This is a genomic window from Pelosinus baikalensis, assembly GCF_020819555.1.
GTDB classification, from domain to species: Bacteria; Bacillota; Negativicutes; order DSM-13327; family DSM-13327; genus Pelosinus; species Pelosinus baikalensis.
This window is the reverse complement of record NZ_JAJHJB010000021.1, coordinates 79,507-100,336: the sequence shown is the minus strand read 5'-3', so window position 1 is coordinate 100,336 and position 20,830 is coordinate 79,507. Positions and strand designations below refer to the sequence as shown.

Genomic DNA, 20,830 nt, shown 5'->3' with positions numbered 1-20,830 from the left:
TGCAGGAAGCCATTAACAAGTGGATTCAACGCAGAAAATATGCAAAATTCCTCGAATTATGGGTAAAGGGTTTAAATATTGATTGGAACAAACTATATGGTGATCCTAAACCTCGTCGAATTAGCCTACCCACCTATCCGTTTGCCAAGGAACGCTATTGGGTGCCTGAGATTAATATCAAATCTGTAGAAGGTATCACAAGGGGACCAGCAGTGGCAGCGTCGATTCATCCTTTGCTGCATCAAAATACCTCTACACTGTCGGAACAGCGTTTTAGTTCCACGTTTACAGGGCAGGAATCTTTTCTGACGGATTATGTAGTGAAAGGTCAGCGGATTTTGCCGGGAGTTGCTTTTCTGGAAATGGCTCGCGCGGCAGTAGAGCAGGCAACAGAGAATTTAAAGGAAGGTAAAAATGGAATTCAATTGACTAATGTTGTTTGGGCTCAACCTGTTATGGTAGGAGATCAGCCAGTTGAGATACATATCGGACTTATTCCTGCAGAAAATGGAGAAATTACCTTTGAAATTTATAGCGACTCTAAAGAGGGTGATACAGAACCAATCGTATATAGCAAAGGTAATGCGATATTAGGCTCGATTGTGGAAGTACCCAATATAGATATTGCAGCTTTAAAGGCCCAGTGTTGTCAAGGCAATATAGACCACCAGGGAATTGAGGAAGTATATACCGGCCTAGGTCAAGTATTGGCAAAGATTTCATTATCTTCTATCGATTGCAACTTGAGTGATCAATTGATTCTGAACCCGAAGCTGCTAGATTTTATATTACAGGAATTAATCGAGTTAAAAGCAAACACAATTGATTTGCAGTCTTCTAACAGTACAACTCTTTATAAGCCAATTTTGCCTTTTACATTGCAAGAACTCAAAATCTTTAGAAAAATCACTTCGGAAATGTGGGTTGTAATTCGTTACAATACTGGCAGTAAAGCAGGGAATAAAGTACAGATTATTGATATTGATGTGTGTGACAGAGACGGGATAGTTTGTATACAGATAAAAGGATTGGAGATTCATTCTATAGAGTGGGTGGCAGAACATGAAGATCATCCAATACAGCGATCTAAGGGTTTTATCCAAAAACAATGGGAACTTTGTTCAGCTATTCCAACCAGAAGTTTACATCGAACTGTTGCAATATTAACAACACAAGAAACTAGAGATTTGGCGGCAAAACTTGCTCAGCAGTTTATGAAATGTGAGATTCTGGATATTTATGATTTGGCACGACAAAGCCAGCAAGCGGAACAGGAATGGAAAAATTATGATGGTTGTATTGACTTAACGGGATGTGGAACAGAAAACCACACTTCAATTAATTGGATAGCATGGCTGCAAAATTTGATTGAAGAAGGTCATAAAGAGGGTTTGATATTACTCGCTGTGACAAAAGGATTAGAGTCTTATCAGAATATAGATATTAACTTGTCTGGGGCTTCTCGTGCCGGGTTGTATCGCATGCTGCAAAGTGAATATAGCCACTTGCGGTCAAGACATATGGATGCAGAACGGTATACTGATGATGATACGCTTGTGGGGCAGATTGTCTCAGAATTTTTCTTGGAAAGTGAAGATGCAGAGATTTGTTATCGGAATGGGAAGCGATATCGCGCCATTTTTGAAGAAGTAAAGGATAGTGGCGAAAGCCAAGGAAATGTCAAATTTCCAGAGGATCATGTGCTATGGATTACAGGCGGGACAAGAGGTCTCGGATACTTATGTGCTGAACATTTTGTAAGGAAATATGGTGTTAAGCGTTTGGTTCTTAGCGGACGAGAGCTTATGCCTAAGCGGGAACAATGGGATTTTTATAAGGACAATGATTCCATAAAACACAAGATCCGAGCTATCCAAGCCCTAGAAGAGAAAGGCGTACAAGTGCAAGTGCTATCTGTTGCCTTGACAGATAAGGATGCTGTTCAAAAAAGTCTGCAAGAGATTAAAATTAGCATGGGACCAATTGGCGGAATCATTCACTGTGCAGGAATAGCTGATGTGGAAAACCCTGCTTTTATTCGTAAATCTATTGAGGGTGTTCAACAGGTATTAGATCCTAAGATTGTCGGATTGGACATAATGTATCAAAGTTTTCGAGCTGAACCTTTACAGTTTTTTGCCTTATTTTCCTCGGTATCGGCGGTTATTCCTACTTTAGCTTCAGGGCAAAGTGATTATGCAATGGCTAATGCCTACATGGATTATTTTGCGGAAGCGTATAGGGGTTCCTGCCCAATTGTTAGCATCCAATGGCCCAGCTGGAAAGAGACAGGTTTGGGAGAAATTAAAAGTAGAGCCTACATGCAAACAGGCTTACTAAGCCATACAAATGACGAAGGTCTGCAACTGTTGGATCAGATTCTCTCTAGAAAGATGGGACCTGTAATCCTGCCAGCGATAGTCAATCTGGATTTATGGAACGCTGCGGAATTGATGAAACGTACAATACAAAAAAACTCTTTAATAGCAAATAGACAACCGTACCATCCTGTTATGACAAAGCCGTTAACGGCTTCAAGTGATCTGGTAAATGCAACTCAAGCATGGTTAATATCTTTGATTTCAAATGAATTGAAGATTGATCCTGCAAGAATAGAAGCAGACACAACGTTTCAAGACTATGGCATGGATTCAATTTTGTTAGCACAGGTTATTACCAAGATGGAGCGTGAGCTAAAAGGTATATCAATTGATCCTTCGGTTATTTTAGAATATCCTACATTGAATACCTTGGCTGTTTATTTGATGCAAATCTATCCAGAAGCGTTAGCATCCTTATTTTCTATTAAGAGTGCAAACACAAAAAGTACTGTTAACCAGCCTACATGCAACCAGCCAACGACGTTCCCTGTCTTGCAACGGGAAAGAAGAAGAGGACGACAAGAGAATAACGTCAACAGTCAGAAGGACAAGGTTGCCATAGTCGGAATGGCCTGCCATTTTCCGGATGCAATGAATACTAAGGAGTATTGGGAAAATTTAAAACTAGGAAAAGATAGTATTCGTGAAGTATCAAAATCACGTTGGGATTGGGAGAAATATTACAATGCTCACGAGTATAAGGAAGGAAAAAGTATAAGTAAATGGGGAGCATTTTTAGACTCCATTGAAGAGTTTGACCCTGGCTATTTTAATATTCCAAGGTCACTGGCTCCACAAATAGATCCTCTTCAACGACAATGGTTGGAAGTAAGTGCAGAAGCTCTGGCAGATGCAGGTTATGACAAAAAAGATTTGTGGGGAAAACGTGTAGGCGTCTATGCAGGTGCGAGGATGGGCAATTTCGCCAATAAACTTAAGGGTGCTAAAAAAGACAGGATTGTTGGCACAGGACCTAATTTTATTACAGTTCATTTAGCTCATATTTATAACTTTAAAGGACCTAATATGGTTGTGGATGCAGCGTGCGCAAGTTCGTTAGCTGCAATTCATTTGGCTGTGAAGAGTATTCAGAACGGTGAAGCAGAAATTGCGCTGGCTGGAGGTGTTGAGATTTTATTGGATGAATCCCCATTTATTACGTTAAGTGCCGAAAAAGTATTATCCCCTGATGGACGCTGCAAAACCTTTGATGCGGAGGCTAATGGAATCGGATTAGGAGAAGGATGTGGGGTACTGATTTTAAAACCATTGCAAAAAGCTATTCAAGACAATAATAAAATCTATGGAGTGATTGATGGATCAGCAGTAAATTGTGATGGGAACACGATGGGGATAACAACGCCTAATCCTGATGCACAGCGGGAACTTATTAAAACGGCGATAAGTGATGCAAACATAAATCCTGAAACAATAAGCTATATGGAAACACATGGCACAGGAACGTTAATTGGTGATCCAATAGAATTAAAAGCCTTAACCCAAATATTTACAGAACATACGACAAAAAAACAGTTTTGTGGGGTAGGTAGTATAAAAAGCAACATTGGGCATTTACTCAGTGCAGCAAGTGTAGCGGGTATTATTAAAGTATTGCTGGCAATAACCCATCAAGAACTTCCTCCAACATTGCACTGCAAGAATCCTAATCCACGTTTTAATTTTCAAGATTCACCTTTCTATCCTGTACAAGGCTTAAAGAATTGGACAAGTGATAATAATATTTTGCGAGCAGGAGTTAGTGCTTTTGGGTTAGGAGGCAACAATGCCCACATTATTGTTAGTAATGAGGGAATACCAAATACACATAAAGCATCACTTGAACCAAAGGGAAAAAGAGTAATATTTAATCGTAAGCACTATTGGCCTGAGGAAATAAAAAACTATAACGAAAAAAATGACTTAGTGCAGGAAAGGTTTAATTATTCGAACGATGATGAAGTAGATGAATTCATTGAACTTTTCAAAATTGAGGAGGCGTAAATTGAGATGAATATAGAAAGAACGCAGAAGAAGACGTTTTTGCAAAAAATTAACCATTCTAATTTCATTGTCCGTGATCATAATGTTCATGGTGTTCGCACTCTTCCGGGTGTAGCCTTGTTAGATATGATTTATCGATTATCAGCTAATTATCTAGGGACACAAGCCATTGAACTCAAGCAAATTTTATTTCAGCATCCAATTGTTACATCGGAATACTTTGACAAAAACATAGTAGTAACATTTACGCCACAAGAATCACATTGGAAAGTGACAATCACAAGTCAAAAAGTAAAAGATAATTGTGTTATAGATACACAGCATGATGAAAATATGGAGTGCTTACTTTTCTTGACAGAACACACAAAAAACGAAAAGAAAATAGATGTGCAGGCCTTTATAAGCAGTTCTAAACAGCAATGGGATATGGATGCTGCTTATGGGTTGCTCCGAGAAATTGATATATATCATTTTGTATTTATGAAAACACAAGGAACAATATATCAGCATAACAATGAAGAATTAATAAAACTTCATTGTAGTGAGCTAGCAGAAAAATATCGTAATAAATTTTATGCCCATCCGGCTTTTTTAGATGCTTCAACCTTTGCTGGATCTTCTTTTCAATTAAGCGGGATACAAAATCATTTATTTGAAAAAAACACGCCTTATATTCCGTTCATGATTGAACGATTTTGCATCTATCAACCTCTTCCCGCTACCATCTATACACACACTAAAAAAACAGAGATTGCAAAGGAGAATATATCTATGCCAGTAGATATATTCTCTACTGATATTACAATTTTTAATGAGGCGGGTCAGGTATTAGTAGAATTTGATAGATTAACTTTAAAGCAGATTAGAGAGCCGTATTTAATTAAAAAATTAATTGAGCCAAATAACAGTACTGCAGTAAACATAAGAGAACCGCAAGGATCAATACAGATAGAAGCAGAACAACAAGCTAGCTATAAAGGTCTGGAAAAACAAACCCATGCAGAACTAGGGAAAAATAAGCAGCTTGATAGTGATTCCAGACATGTTATTATTTCATATTTACAAAAAGTAATTGGTAGAGTGTTAAAAAAGAGTGCTGACGAAATTGACACAAACAACGGATTTTATGATTTAGGGTTGGATTCTACACACTTGATAGGCCTCGTCAAAGAGCTGGAACAGAAACTGGCTGTCCAACTTTATCCAACGCTTTTATTTGAATATTCTACGATTCAAAGTTTATCAGGCTATTTGTTAGAAAACTATGAAAGTGCCTTTTTAAATGCAAATAGTCAAGAAAATGAACAACCTCCAGATTCTGTTGAGGATATAGATAATTCAAAAATGCTTTTCTTTGAACCTGTTTGGCATAAGCAAAATATTATAAAGCAGCCGGGTTATATTGCAAAAAAAATCCAAAATTTAATCATTCTTTTCGATGGATCAACAGCAATGCAATCAGAAATTCAACAAAATATCAGTGCTGCAGATGTTATTACATTGAATTCAGAGGAAGAACACATTCCATATCAGGTAGAAGATAAATTCAAACAGCTACTAGAATTGATTCAAAAACAATTACAGCAAAAAAATCCTGGAGAACTTTTGATACAAGTTGTAGCAGATTCAGAAAGTAAATACGTTTACTCATTAGGTGGATTACTACAAACTGCTTGCTTGGAAAATCCCAAAGTTCACAGTCAAATTATTACAATTGAACGTTTCGCATCACAATCAATACATACTGTCATTCAGCATCTAAAGGATGAAGCTTATTACCATGATAGAGGAACAGCTGAGATTTATTATAAAGGAAAGTCACTTCAACGATATGTAAAACAGTTATTTGAAATGAATTTTGCATCTAAAAATAAGGCAGTTTTTTGTAAAGAAAATGGTGTGTACGTTGTTACAGGTGGACTAGGTGGGCTGGGCTTCTTGATTGCCAATCATATTGCAAGTCAAGCTGCAGTTAAACTTGTGTTAATTGGTCGATCTAAGCTAAATGCAATAACGGAAGAAAAAATACGCCAATTGATGCAAAAAGGCGCAGAAGTATTATATTTAGAAGCGAACATTAGCAAAAGAAGTGATGTGGTACATGCTTTTGCATCAATCAAAGATAAATTTGGGTCTATCTCGGGCATTTTTCATAGCGCGGGCGTACTAAAAGATCAAGTGATTATCCAGAAAAATTTGTCTGAAATACAAGATGTATTTAATCCCAAAATACGAGGACTTTGGCATGTAGATGAGGTTACTCAGGATGAGAATCTGGATTTCTTTGTAATGTTTTCATCCATTTCAGCAATTACTGGAAATATAGGGCAATCCGATTATTCAACTGCTAATGCTTTTATGGATAACTTTGCTATAATGCGGCAGAAAAAAGTAAAACAGGGTAACCGGCATGGTAGAACGATTACGATTAATTGGCCTTTATGGTCTGAAGGCGGTATGCATATTGATAGTGGGCTTGAACAAGTAATGTATATGTCGTCGGGACTGAAACCCTTACCGACGATATTAGGAATACAAGCCTTAAATGCCATACTAAATGGAAATAACACACAAAATATTGTTCTTTATGGCGAAGAAAATAAAATACGAAATTATTTCAGTGCAAGGATTTTTTCTGGAGAAAATAAACTTGAAAGTAAAAAAGTATATGTAGATACTGCCACACAACCTGTAGATAATTCCACCTCAGCCAATTCTCAGTCGGGGGATATTGCAATTATAGGTTTATCAGGTCGCTATCCAATGGCCAATACAATGGATCAATTTTATCAAAATTTAAGAAATGCTAAGGATTGTATTACACATTTTCCTAAGGACAGGTGGAAGGATTATCAATTTACGTTCGATGTGGAACAATTCTACAAGTATGGTGGGTTTATTGATCACATTGACCAATTTGACCCTCTTTTTTTTAATATTGCTCCTCGTCAAGCAGAAAATATGGATCCACAGGCTCGACTATTTTTAGAAATAGCTTGGGAAGCGATGGAAGATGCGGGATTTTATCAAGATAGATCAAAACACTACTACTCATCATCTAGTGATAAAAGTGTTGGTGTCTTTGGTGGAGTATTTTGGAGTCATTATGAGTTGTTCGGAGCTGAAATGACGCAACGCGGCGTACCAACTTCTTTGGGAGTTAGTTCAGCATCTATTCCCAATATGGTATCTTATTGCCTAAATTTTCATGGACCTTCTATGGCTGTTGATACAATGTGTTCATCAGCATTGACATCCCTCCATTTAGCTTGTGAAAGTATTCGGAAAGGCGAATGTCATTACGCTATTGCCGGTGGAGTTAACCTTGTTACTCATCCTCATAAATATATGTTCCTTAAACGAGAGCATTTCTTAGCATCAGATGGTCGCTGCCGGAGTTTTGGCGAAGGCGGGGATGGATATGTGCCGGGAGAAGGGGTAGGTGCTGTACTATTAACAAGCCTTGAGCGTGCTGAAAAGGAAGGATACTCCATATATGGAGTCATAAAAGGATCGGCATTAAATCATGGGGGGAAAACTTCTGGGGCAATGGTTCCAGATCCCGTTGCCCAGTCTGAGGTTATAACAGATGCAATAAAAATGGCTGGGATTGATCCACGAACAATTAGCTATGTTGAAGCCCATGGGACAGGTACTTCATTAGGTGATCCAATAGAATTTCAAGGACTATGCAAGGCATATAAGCGATGGACTGATGATAAACAATATTGTGCGATTGGTTCATCAAAATCAAATATTGGTCACTTAGAAGCGGCAGCAGGTATTGCAGGTCTTACAAAAGTTTTACTGCAGTTTAAACACCAAGAAATATTTCCTTCATTGCATTCTGATACATTGAATCCGTATATTCCTTTTAATGATACTCCGTTTGTTGTTGAACATAATCTTAAAGAATGGAAACGACCAGAAATAGAGATAGATGGGGAAAAGAATATCTATCCTAGACGCGCAGGTTTAAGTTCTTTTGGTGCTAATGGGAGTAATGCCCACATCATTATTGAAGAATATGTTCCCAAAAAACTTAAAAAAGAAGCTATCACAATTAATAAAACAGGTCTAGTTATTGTACCGCTTTCGGCTAAAAATGAAGAGTGTCTCAAAGTGTATGCGCAAAAACTCTTAGATTATTTGAGAAAGGACAAAAAACCTTTAAATGTTATTTCTAATGAGAATCTTGAGAAAATAATTCAAGATGAAATCATTAAGATTCTTTCAAAGCTCATTTGTGTGGAAGAAGTAGATATTGATCCTAGTCAAGACTTTGCTGAAATAAATGCTGATTTGATTCACCTTAATACACTTTATCAAAACCTACAAGTCCAATGGGGAATGGATATTGACCAAGAAATCATTAATCAATCCCATTCGATTAATCACTTAGTGGCGCAATTCATCTTGCAATATCAAAAAGAACTTGAAAAAATATATATTATAACTAAAGAATCCGTAATTGAACCAGTTGGTGTACGTGAAATAAACTTAGCGGATTTAGCCTATACACTCCAAGTTGGAAGGGAGTCCATGGAAGAACGCCTAGGTTTAATTGTAGGATCGATTAAGGAACTTGAAGAAAAACTGCAGGATTTTGTGGAAGGTAAAGATGGTATTGATGATTTATATCGCGGTCAGATCAAACGCAATAAAGAAATTCTGACTGTTTTTGCAGCAGACGAAGATATGGAAAAGACAATTAGTGCTTGGATAAACAAAGGGAAATATGGTAAAGTACTGCAATTATGGGTCAAAGGCATGATTTTTGACTGGAACAAGCTTTACAGTGATGTTAAGCCATGTCGTATTAGTTTACCGACCTATCCTTTTGCCAGAGAACGGTATTGGGTATCCGAGAGCGAGACTAATTCTCTTAGCTGCATAACTACAGCCTCAGCAACAACAGTTTGTGATCATCCGTTGCTGCATAAAAACACCTCTGATTTTTCGGAGCAAAGATTCAGTTCTACCTTTACGGGTCGTGAGTTTTTCCTGAATGATCATGTTGTAAAGGGAAGACGCGTTCTGCCTGGGGTCGCTTATCTTGAGATGGCTCGCGCAGCAGTGGAACAGGCAGTCGGAGTATTAGCGGATGGTCAGATTGGGATGCGGCTCAAAAACGTTGTTTGGACCACACCTATTGCTGTAGGGAATCAGCCAGTACAGATACACGTCGGACTTTATCCTGAAAACAACGAAGAAATAGCCTATGAAATCTATAGTGAGTTAAAAGATATTGATGCAGAACCTGTTGTACATAGCCAGGGGAGTGCCGTGTTAAGTGCGGTTGAAAAAGTTCCAACTTTAGATCTTCAATACGTGAAAGCTCAGTGTAGCCAAAGCAATTTGAGCGCAAATCAATGCTACGAGACCTTTGCAAGAATGGGGATTGAGTATGGTCCGGGGCATCAGGGGATTGAAATGGTGTACGTAGGAACAGGTCAGGTGCTGGCCAAGCTTTCCTTACCTTCTATTATCTCTGATACGAAAAATCAATTTGTCCTTCATCCCAGCCTGATAGATGCTGCTTTTCAGGCATCCATTGGATTGGTATTGAGCATGGATGATTTGCAGGTTTCCAATAGCATGACGCCGCCTAAATTAATCCTGCCCTTTGCCCTGCAGGAACTCGAAATCCATAGTAGATGTACTGCTGACATGTGGGCTCTGGTTTGCTACAGTGACTGCAGCAAACCAGGAGATACGGTACAGAAACTTGATATTGATATATGTGATGAACAAGGGAATATTTGTATACGTATAAAGGGTTTATCTTCGAGAGTGCTGGAAGGCGAGGTAGGATTGATCGGAGATCCAGTAAGCATCGGGACTCTGATGGTCACCCCTTACTGGAAAGAAGAAGCGATTGCCCAGGAAGTCATAGCGCCTAACTATGACCAGTATCTGGTGATGCTCTGTGAATTTGGTGAAGTTGCCCAGAGAAATCTTGAATCCTACATGAATGGAGCACGTTGCCTCCTATTACAATCTACTCATAAAGGTATTGAGGAACGTTTTCAGACTTATGCCATCCAAGCTTTCGAGGAAATCCAAAATATTCTTAAAAACAAATCGATGGGCAAGACGCTGATTCAGATTGTGGTTTCCACCCAGGATGACAAGCAGCTCTTCGCCGGACTCTCCGGAATTTTGAAAACTGCCCAATTAGAAAATCCTAAACTCATAGGGCAGTTAATTGAAGTGGAACCCGATAAAGAGGAAGAAGAAATAGTAGAGATACTAAAGGAGAACAGTCGAAGTTCCATAGATCAGCAGATTCGTTACCAAGGCGGTAAGCGGTATATTGCTGACTGGAGTGAAATTCAAAATTCACAGGAAGAAACAATTATCCCCTGGAAAAACCAGGGGGTTTATTTAATAACTGGTGGTGCCGGTGGTCTGGGATTAATTTTTGCCAAAGAAATTGCACATAAAGTCGAGAATGCGACCATAGTTCTAAGTGGTCGCTCTCCGCTTAGCGAGGGCAAACAAACTGAACTGAAGGAATTGAATTCCTTGGGTGCCCAGATAGCATACAGGCAAGTAGATGTAACCCAAAAAGAGGCGGTCGCGAATCTAATCCAGAGTATTCGAGAAGACTTTGGAAATCTGCATGGCATCATCCATAGCGCGGGAGTGATCCGCGACAACTTCATTTTCAAAAAAACTAATGAAGAATTACAGGAAGTTCTGGCTCCCAAGGTTGCTGGACTGGTAAACCTGGATCAGGCGAGTAAGGACTTGCCACTCGACTTCTTCATTTTCTTCTCTTCCGGAGCAGGAGTTATGGGTAATATTGGTCAGGCCGACTACGCTGCTGCTAACGCTTTTATGGACAACTATGCTAAGTATCGTAATACTATGGTGCGAGCAGAACAACGGCGAGGCAGGACGCTCTCCATCAACTGGCCGCTGTGGAAAGACGGTGGTATGCGCGTTGATGGAGGAACTGAAGATATGTTGATGCAAAGCATGGGCATGGTCGCTATGCAGACTTCAACTGGTATCAGAGCTTTATACCAAGGATTAGCCTCCGGCAAGGATCAAGTCATGGTGATGGAAGGGGATACCAAAAGGTTCCGTGCAGCGCTTCTAAGGCAGCAATTCGGCAGCAAAGGCGCAAAAAATCCTTCTCTTGTCGAGGAGAGCAACGTAGTTCCAGGCATTGGACAAGATATTCTTCGGGAAAAAGCAGAAAATTACTTTAAAAAACTGCTTTCCTCTGTCATTAAGCTGCCGGCGCACCGCATCGAAGCAGATGCTCCTCTGGAGAATTACGGAATTGATTCGGTTATGGTGATGCAATTAACTAATCAATTAGAAAAGACATTTGGATCGTTATCGAAAACGTTATTCTTTGAATACCAAACAATCAAAGAGTTAACCGAATATTTCCTTCAATCCTATCGGGATCAACTGATAGATAGTCTAGGGATTGAAGAGAAAACAGCAAGCAGCGGGATTGTCAAAGACTCCATGACTGTGAGCGGAATTGAAAAAACGCTTCTTAGTAGCCGTAGACGCTCGCGATTTGCATCGCTGCGTATTGCGTCTCAAACAGAAAAGGAAAAAGAGGCCTTAGACATTGCCATCATTGGCGTTTCCGGACGCTATCCGCAAGCGGGAAATATCGGAGAATTTTGGAATAACCTACGAGATGGTAAGGATTGTATCACCGAAATTCCCAAAGAGCGTTGGGATTACAGCTTGTATTTTGATGAAGACAAGAATAAAGCCGGAAAAACCTACAGTAAGTGGGGCGGTTTTATAGACGATGTGGATAAATTTGATCCGCTATTCTTTAATATCTCACCGCGGGATGCGGAAATTATGGACCCTCAGGAGCGCTTGTTTTTGGAATGCGTCTATGAAACATTAGAGGATGCGGGCTATACCCGGGAAGTTCTCGGTTCCTATCAGGACTTTGGTTTGACAGGCAATATAGGAGTTTACGTAGGAGCGATGTACGAAGAGTACCAGCTTTACGGAGCCCAGGAACAAATTCAAGGCAGACCAGTTACTGTTGCCGGGAATCCATCGTCAATAGCCAATCGAGTGTCGTATTTTTGTAATTTTCATGGACCCAGTATGGCTGTGGATACCATGTGTTCATCCTCACTGACCGCAATCCATTTGGCCTGCCAAAGTTTGCAGCGGGGCGGATGCAAGATGGCAATTGCTGGCGGTGTTAACGTATCCATTCATCCCAATAAATATCTATTACTTGCGCAAGGTAAGTTTGTATCAAGCAAGGGACTATGTGAAAGCTTTGGACAAGGCGGTGACGGCTATGTGCCGGGAGAAGGCGTAGGAGCGGTATTACTGAAACCTCTATCCGTTGCAATTGCTGATGGTGATCACATTTATGGGATCATTAAAGGAACAGCAGTCAATCATGGGGGAAAGACCAACGGTTACACTGTCCCTAATCCCAATGCCCAAGCTAGTGTCATTGGACAAGCTATTAAAGAAACAGGGATTAATCCAAGGACAATCAGCTATATAGAAGCCCACGGCACTGGTACTTCCCTTGGGGATCCCATTGAAATTGCGGGTTTAACAAAAACCTTAGAGGAATACACGCAAGATAAACAATTTTGCGCTATTGGCTCGGCCAAGTCAAACATTGGTCATTGTGAAAGCGCGGCAGGTATTGCTGGGGTGACGAAAGTACTGTTGCAGCTCAAGCATCGGCAATTAGCGCCGTCACTGCATTCCGAAGTGCTGAATCCTAACATCGACTTTGAAAATACTCCCTTTATAGTTCAGCAGGAACTTACAGAATGGAAACGTCCTGTGGTTGAGATTAATGGTGAGAGTAAAGAATATCCGCGGATAGCCGGTATATCATCCTTTGGTGCGGGCGGATCGAACGCTCATGTAGTGATAGCAGAATATATTCCTGATAACCAGAAACAGCCTCAAATCACGACGTCCCAATCCCCGGCAATTATCGTACTGTCGGCTAAGAATGAAGATCGTCTCAAAGTGCAGGCACAACAATTGTTGGCTGTTATCCGGGAGCAGCAATTCACAGATGCCAGTCTGAGCGATATGGCCTACACTTTCCAAGTAGGACGGGAAGCCATGGAAGAACGCTTGGGGTTAATTGTGGGATCTATTAAAGAGCTTATAGAGAAACTGGAGGGTTTTGTTGAAGGTAGGGATGATATAGAGGATCTGTACCGCGGACAAGTTAAACGTAATAAAGAAGCTTTGGCTATATTTACTGCTGATGAGGAAATGCAGGAAGCCATTAACAAGTGGATTCAACGCAGAAAATATGCAAAATTCCTCGATCTATGGGTCAAGGGTTTAAATTTTGATTGGAGCAAGCTTTATGGCGATACTAAACCTCAACGTATTAGCCTACCCACCTATCCGTTTGCCAAGGAACGCTATTGGGTGCCTGAGATTAATATCAAATCTGTAGAAGGTATCACAAGGGGACCAGCAGTGGCAGCGTCGATTCATCCTTTGCTGCATCAAAATACCTCTACACTGTCGGAACAGCGTTTTAGTTCCACGTTTACAGGGCAGGAATCTTTTCTGACGGATTATGTAGTGAAAGGTGAGCGGATTTTACCGGGCGTCGCTTTTCTGGAAATGGCTCGTGCGGCAGTAGAGCAGGCAGCAGAAGATTTAAAAGATGGTAAAAATGCAATTCAATTGACAAATGTCGTTTGGGCTCAGCCTGTTATTGTAGGGGATCAGCCAGTTCAAGTACATATCGGACTTTTTCCTGAAGAGAATGGAGAAATCGCCTTTGAAATTTATAGCAACTCTGAGACGATTGGCAGAGAACCAGTAATACACAGCCAAGGTAGTGCAATACTGTGCGCAATTGGCGAAGTTCCAGCCTTTGATCTTAAAGCCTTGCAGGCTGAGTGCAGCCAAATAATCATTTCGTCCCTCCAATGCTCTGATGCCTTTAGGATGATAAGTATCGATCGCAGTCCGGGGCTACATGGGATTGAGGCAGTGTATGTGGGGGCAGGAAAGGTATTGGCGAAGGTGTCCGTGCCTTGTGTTGCATCCAATATGGGAGATCAATTTGTCCTGGATCCTAGTTTAATGGATTATATTCTACAGGCGTCGGTAGATCTAATGATGAGTGATGGTAATACAACGTCTACTTACAACAGAGCATCCTTTAAACCAATGTTACCATTTTCCTTACAAGGTGTTGAAATATTAGGTAAATTATCCTCTGATATTTGGGTTATTATTCGCTGTAGTAACAAAAGCGTAAGCGAAGATCAGATTAGGACAATTGATATAGATTTGTGTGATGAGCAAGGGAATGTGTGTATACGTATGAAGGGATTCTCATCACAAGTACTTGAAGGTGAAATGGATTCGTTAGGAGCCACAGCAACTTTTGGAACTGTAATGTTCCATGGTTGTTGGCAAGAACAAGCTGTCACCCCAATAGTTACACCGCCTATTTATGAGCAGCACTTGGTAATCCTTTGTGAACCTGGTGATGCTAATCGGGAAAGCATCGAAACTCAAATAGGAGGAGTGCGCTGCCTTATCTTAGAATCTGAACAGCAGGATATAGCAGAACGGTTCCAGGCTTATGCAGGTCAGGTTTTTGAGAAAATTCAGAGCATCCTCAAAGATGGATGTAAGGGTAAGGTGTTGATCCAGATTGTAATTCCTACTCAGAATGAACAGCAACTTTTCTCTGGACTATCTGGATTGTTGAAAACTGCTCAATTAGAAAATCCGAAACTCATAGGACAGTTAATTGAAGTGGATCCAGGAGAAGAACCCGATGGAATCATAAGAAAAATCAAGGAGAATGCTCAAAGCCCTAGAGATAATCGAATTCGCTATCAAGATGGTAAACGTTGGATTTGTGGCTGGAGTGAGGTGGAACCTTTACAGGAAGAAGTAAGCCTCCCTTGGAAAGACCAGGGTATCTATCTTATTACGGGAGGAGCCGGTGGTCTGGGATTCATTTTTGCTAAGGAAATTGCACATAAAGTCAAAGATGCAATATTGATTATTACGGGTCGATCATTGCTGAATGAGGACAAGATAGCGCAATTAAAAGAGTTTGAGGCATTGGGCACTAGGATTGAATATAGACAGGTGGATGTGACCCAAGAGCAGGAAGTTGCGGTCTTGCTTCAAGATATTCAAGAGGAATTCGGAAGTATCAATGGCATTATCCATAGTGCGGGTGTAATTAGTGATAACTTCATCCTTAAGAAAACCAATGATGAACTACAGAAAGTTCTAGCTCCTAAGGTCAAAGGACTAGTGAACATAGACCAGGCAAGTAAGGATTTATCTCTTGACTTTTTGGTCTGCTTTTCTTCTGTAGCGGGAGCCATGGGTAATCCAGGACAGGCCGATTACGCACTTGCTAACGCTTTTATGGATGCTTATGCTACGTATCGTAATACTCTGGTGGATTCAAAACAGCGGCATGGTAGGACATTATCGATTAATTGGCCATTGTGGAAAGATGGCGGAATGCATATCAATGAAGAAACCAAAGAAGTGCTGATGAAAAACATGGGTATTATCGCTATGAATACTTCAAGCGGCATCCGTGCTCTGTATCAAGCTTTAGCCTCTGGAAACGATCAGGTGATGGTGGTGGAAGGTGACTTGCATCGAATAAAGCAATTGATTTCGATGCCAAATTCTGCTCCTTTAAAACGGGGAGAATCTTCAGCAACTGGAGTTGATACCAGTAGTTTCATCGAACCTTTACAGGAAAAAACCTTACATCAGCTTAAGGTATTGTTCAGAGGCATTACTAAGCTGAATATTTCTAGGATTGATGCTGACGAGCCATTAGAAAGCTATGGGATTGATTCAATTATGATTACCAATCTCAATCAAAAGCTCGCTGTTGTTTTTGGAGAATTGTCTAAAACTCTATTTTATGAATACCAGACTCTAGGATCTTTAGCAGAATATTTCATAATAGAGCACCCACAAGAGTGTATGAAGTGGACTGGACTGGTAAATCAGGTACAATCCCTTATGGAAGTTCCTTCAGTATCGTTGCATCTCAATAGTAAATTTCCTGTTTTAAATTCATGGAAAGCAGAGAAGAAGCAAGCAAGAACTTTGCCTACTAAGACTTTAAGCAAGGAAGATAGGGAACCGGTTGCCATCATTGGTATAAGCGGACGATATCCGCAGGCGAAAAACTTAAAAGAATATTGGGGTAATTTAGAAGCAGGCAAGGATTGTATTACTGAAATTCCTCAAGAGCGCTGGTCTTTGGAAGGATTCTTCCATCCAGATCCCCAAGAAGCGGTAAATCAAGGGAAGAGCTATAGTAAGTGGGGGGGATTTGTAGAAGGATTCGCTGATTTTGATCCTCTCTTTTTCAATATTTCGCCACGGGAAGCACTCAGTATAGATCCTCAGGAACGTTTGTTTATAGAATCTTGTTGGGAAGTATTTGAAGATGCGGGATATACAAAAGAGCAACTTACAGCGAAGTGTAATAATCGGGTCGGTGTTTTTGCCGGAATTACTAAAACAGGATTTGAGTTGTATGGTACTGATGTGTGGAAACAGGGAGAACGAATTTTCCCTCGCACTTCTTTCAGTTCGGTTGCAAATCGAATATCCTACCTATTCAATTTAAAAGGTCCCAGCATGCCAATTGATACGATGTGTTCTTCCTCATTAACTGCGATTCATGAAGCCTGTGAACATATGTATCGTGGAGAATGTGAAATGGCGATTGCAGGAGGGGTGAATCTGTATCTTCATCCTTCGAGCTATACCGGGTTATGTGGGCAGCAAATGCTATCTGTAGATGGACAGTGTAAGAGTTTCGGAGAAGGAAGTAATGGATTTGTAGCTGGTGAAGGCGTTGGAGCCGTGCTGCTCAAACCACTATCTAATGCCATTGCCGATGGGGACAATATTTATGCTGTTATCCGATCTACTAGTATTAACCACGGCGGCAAAACTAACGGATATACGGTACCAAACCCAAATGCTCAAGGCGAACTCATTCGGGCAGCGCTGGATAAAGTAGGGATAAATGCCCGGACAGTCAGTTATATAGAAGCCCATGGAACGGGGACCAAATTGGGCGATCCAATCGAAATTACAGGACTCACTCAAGCGTTTCGCAAAGATACCCCAGATACAGGGTTTTGTGCCATTGGTTCTGTAAAAACAAATATAGGACATTTAGAAGCATCAGCAGGGATTGCAGGGGTTACAAAGATTATATTGCAAATGAAAAATCAAAAACTTGTTTCAAGTCTGCATGCCAAAAAATTGAATCCCAATATTAATTTTGCCAAAACACCATTTGTAGTACAGCAAGATCTTGCGGAGTGGAAACGACCGGTTATTGAAATTGATGGAGTCATCAAAGAATATCCGCGAATCGCTGGTATTTCATCTTTTGGGGCAGGAGGTGCAAATGCCCATATAGTGATTGAAGAATACATTCCAAAAGGTTTTGAACATCCTCCGGTAAACGTTACCTCGCAGAACCCGGCCATTATCGTCCTATCGGCTAAGAATGAAGAGCGACTCTACGATCAGGCACAGCACTTGTTGGTTATGATCGAAGAGCAGCAATTCACAGATAGTAAGTTGGCCGATATGGCCTTTACGCTCCAAGTAGGGCGTGAAGCGATGGAAGAACGCTTAGGTTTAATTGTTGGATCCATTCAAGATCTTGTAGAAAAATTGAAATCTTTTGTGACAGGTAAGGATAATATTGAAGATCTATATAGAGGTCAGGTTAAGCGAAATAAAGAAAGCATGGCTATTTTTGCAGCGGATGAAGATATGGCAAAAATAGTTGAGGCATGGGTAAGCAAAAGAAAATATGAAAAAATCCTCGATCTTTGGGTCAAAGGTTTGATTTTTGATTGGAACAAGCTACATAGAAATGTAAAACATCGGCGTATCAGTTTACCTACTTATCCTTTTGCCAAGCAACGCTATTGGATAACCGGGAGCACAACAAAGTCAAGCAGCACGATGAAACCAACTATTGCAGTCTCAAATCAGCCATTGCAACAACCAAATGCGGCGTCTGATCTCCCTAAACAGCCAGTTGCACAAATTTCACTTAGCAAACCAGCAAGTCAAATCCGACAAGCAATTACATTGTTGGCGGCCACCAATTCTTTATCATATCGCAGTAGTAACGGTGAATCTAAAAAGCCAAGGGAGATTTTATTACGACATTTGCCAGATCCTCAAATTCCACTACGTAAACCAACAAGTCAATGTAGACAATCAATGACATTATCCTCAGCCAGCAGTTCTTTATCACAACCTGGAAATAATGACGAATTTATAGGTCATGTAGCTATTATGACAGAAACATTGCAAGACGAATTAACAACAAGTTTGGCAGAAACTTTATACTTGCAGCGGAGTGATGTTGATGTGGATCAAAATTTCGTTGAAATGGGTTTGGACTCAATCATAGGGGTAGAATGGATTAAAGCTGTCAATAAACAGTACGGTACATTTATTTCGGCTACTGAGGTCTATGATTATCCAAATATTCGTCAGTTTACTGAATTTTTGGCAAGTGAATTAAATAAGGAAGGCAACAAAATTCCAAGCAGTACAACGCTTGCAGCTGCTGAACAGTCTTCACCAAAGATTACCCTGCAAAGTAGTGAATTACTATCCACAGGAACAGCAATAACTTCACATGCTTCGGCGCCTAAGCTGATCGAACTACAAGGGCGGGTTAGTTCTTTGCAGCCCTACATCGCAGTCGAAACATTACGAGAAGAGTTGATAACAAGCTTGGCAGAATCTTTGTACATGGAGCGGAGTGATGTCGATGTGGACCAAAATTTTGTTGAAATGGGTTTGGACTCAATCATAGGGGTAGAATGGATTAAAGCTGTCAATAAACAGTACGGCACTTCCATTTCTGCCACCAAGACCTATGATTATCCAAATGTCCATGAGTTTGCTGAATTTTTGGCAAGTGAATTAAATAGGGAAGGCAACAACATTCCAGACAGTACAACTATTGTAGCTAACGAAAATTCTTTACCAAAGATTACCTTGCAAACCACTGAATTGCTATCCACAGGGACAGCAATAACCTCATATGTTTCGGCACCTGAGTGGATCGAACGCCAAGGAACGGTCATTCCATTACAGTCTTATATTGCAGTGGAAACATTAAAAGAAGAGTTGATAACAAGCTTGGCAGAATCTTTGTACATGGAGCGGAGTGATGTCGATGCGGACCAAAATTTTGTTGAAATGGGATTGGACTCAATCATAGGGGTAGAATGGATTAAAGCTGTCAATAAAAAGTACGGCACTTCCGTTTCGGTCACCAAGGCATATGATTATCCAAATATCCGTGATTTCTCGCAATTTTTGGTAAGCGAGCTTAATGTACAAAATAGAGAATTGTATCAACCCTTATTAACATCAACTCCATCTCTTTCCTTTACTGAAATATTGCAGCAAGTACATCAGGGTACTTTAGATATTGATCAGGCTGATCAATTATTAAATCAATTACGTTCAAAAGATAAATAAAAACTGCCCTCGTTTGAGGGCAGTAAATCCAACGTTTTGAATTTTTCGAAAGTACGCAAAATGATAGGGAGAGAAACAATGACACAATCTGTGGTTAGTTTACATGAAATCGAACCGGGAATTGTTCAAGTAACAATGCAAGACAGGGTTTATAAAAATACATTTTCCAAAGAATTGATGAGTGGTCTAATGGAAGCATTTACTTCAATTCAAGATAATTCAAGCTATAAGGTAGTTATCCTAACCGGCTATGACACCTATTTTTCCTCTGGTGGAACCCAGGATTTGTTATTAGGCATCTATGATGGAACACTTAAATTTACCGATGGGAACATTTATAGCCTTGCATTGGATTGTAAAATTCCTGTGATTGCAGCGATGCAGGGTCATGGAATTGGAGGCGGTTTTGCTTTAGGATTATTTGCTGATTTTGTGATATTGGGTCGAGAAAGTGTTTATACTTCTAATTTTATGAAATATGGATTTACACCTGGCATGGGTGCAACCTGCATTTTTCCTGAAAAGTTAGGGTTAAGTCTGGCAGAAGAATTATTGTTGAATGGAGGTACTTATCGTGGAGCGGATCTTGAAAAACGTGGGATTCCATTTCCTGTTCTGCCTCGGGCAGAAGTATTGAACTATGCATATGAATTGGCTCGGCAACTAGCTGAAAAACCAAGGCTGTCATTAATTACGTTAAAAGATTATTTAGTTGCCTCCTTACGGGAAAAACTTCCTAAAGTGATTGAGCATGAGATTGAAATGCATGACAAGACATTTCATCAACCAGAGGTTAAAGATCGAATTATTTCCTTATTTGGGAAGTAACACTTTAATTTACAACCACAAAATGATAGGCAATGCTCCTTGTAATTAATTTTATAGGAATTTCAAAAAGGAGGAATATG

General features: G+C 40.2%; 3 protein-coding genes. All 3 read left to right on the top strand.

Translation table 11 applies throughout. The annotated features are described in order from the left end of the window. Positions 1 to 4,382: beta-ketoacyl synthase N-terminal-like domain-containing protein (locus tag LMF89_RS15125; protein WP_229535825.1), on the top strand; the 4,382-nt coding region annotated here is incomplete at its 5' end. 6 nt (positions 4,383 to 4,388) lie between these two features. Next, positions 4,389 to 19,922: an SDR family NAD(P)-dependent oxidoreductase gene (locus LMF89_RS15120; RefSeq protein ID WP_229535824.1), complete on the top strand. Its 15,534-nt coding sequence runs from the start codon at positions 4,389 to 4,391 to the stop codon at positions 19,920 to 19,922. A gap of 78 nt (positions 19,923 to 20,000) precedes the next feature. Beyond that, positions 20,001 to 20,750, top strand: a complete 750-nt coding sequence (locus tag LMF89_RS15115) for a polyketide synthase (RefSeq protein ID WP_229535823.1) — start codon at positions 20,001 to 20,003, stop codon at positions 20,748 to 20,750. The last annotated feature ends 80 nt before the right edge of the window (positions 20,751 to 20,830 follow it).

What these genes read in the sequence shown, in the direction of transcription:
- LMF89_RS15120 (WP_229535824.1), top strand. Translation starts at nt 4,389, where the DNA reads ATGAATATAGAAAGAACGCAGAAGAAGACGTTTTTGCAAAAAATTAAC.
- LMF89_RS15115 (WP_229535823.1), top strand. Translation starts at nt 20,001, where the DNA reads ATGACACAATCTGTGGTTAGTTTACATGAAATCGAACCGGGAATTGTT.